Genomic DNA, 1,289 nt, shown 5'->3' on the forward strand with positions numbered 1-1,289 from the left:
CACGCCGAGTCCTTCACCATCTCCGATATTCGCGTCAACGGCCTGCAGCGGGTATCCGCCGGCAGCGTCTTCGGCGCCCTGCCCCTGAACGTGGGCGAGCAGGCCGATGACCGCAAGCTGGTGGATTCCACGCGCGCGCTGTTCAAGACCGGCTTCTTCCAGGACATTCAACTGGGCCGCGACGGCAACGTCCTGGTGATCAACGTGGTGGAGCGGCCGTCGGTCGCCAGCATCGAGATCGAAGGCAACAAGGCCATCTCCACCGAAGACCTGCTCAAGGGCCTGAAACAGTCCGGGCTGGCCGAAGGCGAGATCTTCCAGCGCGCCACCCTCGAAGGCGTGCGCAACGAGCTGCAGCGCCAGTACGTGGCCCAGGGCCGCTACTCGGCCACCGTGGACACCGAAGTGGTGACCCAGCCGCGCAACCGCGTGGGCCTGAAGATCAAGATCAACGAAGGCACGGTCGCGGCCATCCAGCACATCAACGTGGTGGGCAACACCGTCTTCGCCGAGGAAGACCTGGTCGACCTGTTCGAGCTCAAGACCACCAACTGGCTGTCGTTCTTCAAGAACGACGACAAGTATGCCCGCGAAAAACTGTCCGGTGACCTCGAGCGCCTGCGCTCGTACTACCTGGACCGCGGCTACATCAACATGGACATCGCCTCCACCCAGGTGTCGATCACCCCGGACAAGAAGCACGTCTACATCACCGTGAACGTGAACGAAGGCGAGAAGTACAAGGTTCGCGACGTCAAGCTCAGCGGCGACCTCAAGGTGCCCGAGGACCAGATCCAGAACCTGCTGCTGGTCAAGCCCGGCCAGGTGTTCTCGCGCAAGGTGATGACTTCCACCTCCGACCTGATCACCCGCCGCCTGGGCAACGAGGGCTACACCTTCGCCAACGTCAACGGCGTGCCGCAGCCCCACGACGACGACCACACCGTGGACATCACCTTCATGGTGGACCCGGGCAAGCGCGCCTACGTGAACCGCGTGAACTTCCGCGGCAACACCAAGACCGAAGACGAAGTGCTGCGCCGTGAAATGCGCCAGATGGAAGGCGGCTGGGCTTCGACCTACCTGATCGACCAGTCCAAGACCCGCCTGGAGCGGCTGGGCTACTTCAAGGAAGTGAACGTCGAAACCCCGGCGGTGCCTGGCACCGACGACCAGGTGGACGTGAACTACACCGTGGAAGAACAACCGTCCGGCTCGATCACCGCCAGCGTGGGCTTCGCCCAGAGCGCGGGCCTGATCCTGGGTGGCTCGATCAGCCAGAGCAACTT

General features: G+C 63.3%; 1 protein-coding gene. It reads left to right on the forward strand.

Annotated features, from left to right (window positions below; translation table 11 throughout):
- The coding region (gene bamA, locus G7016_RS24745) for an outer membrane protein assembly factor BamA (RefSeq protein ID WP_181118404.1) at nucleotides 1-1,289 on the forward strand (1,289 nt) is incomplete at both ends.

Source organism: Pseudomonas japonica (genome assembly GCF_013522925.1).
In the GTDB taxonomy this organism is placed as follows: Bacteria; Pseudomonadota; Gammaproteobacteria; order Pseudomonadales; family Pseudomonadaceae; genus Aquipseudomonas; species Aquipseudomonas japonica_A.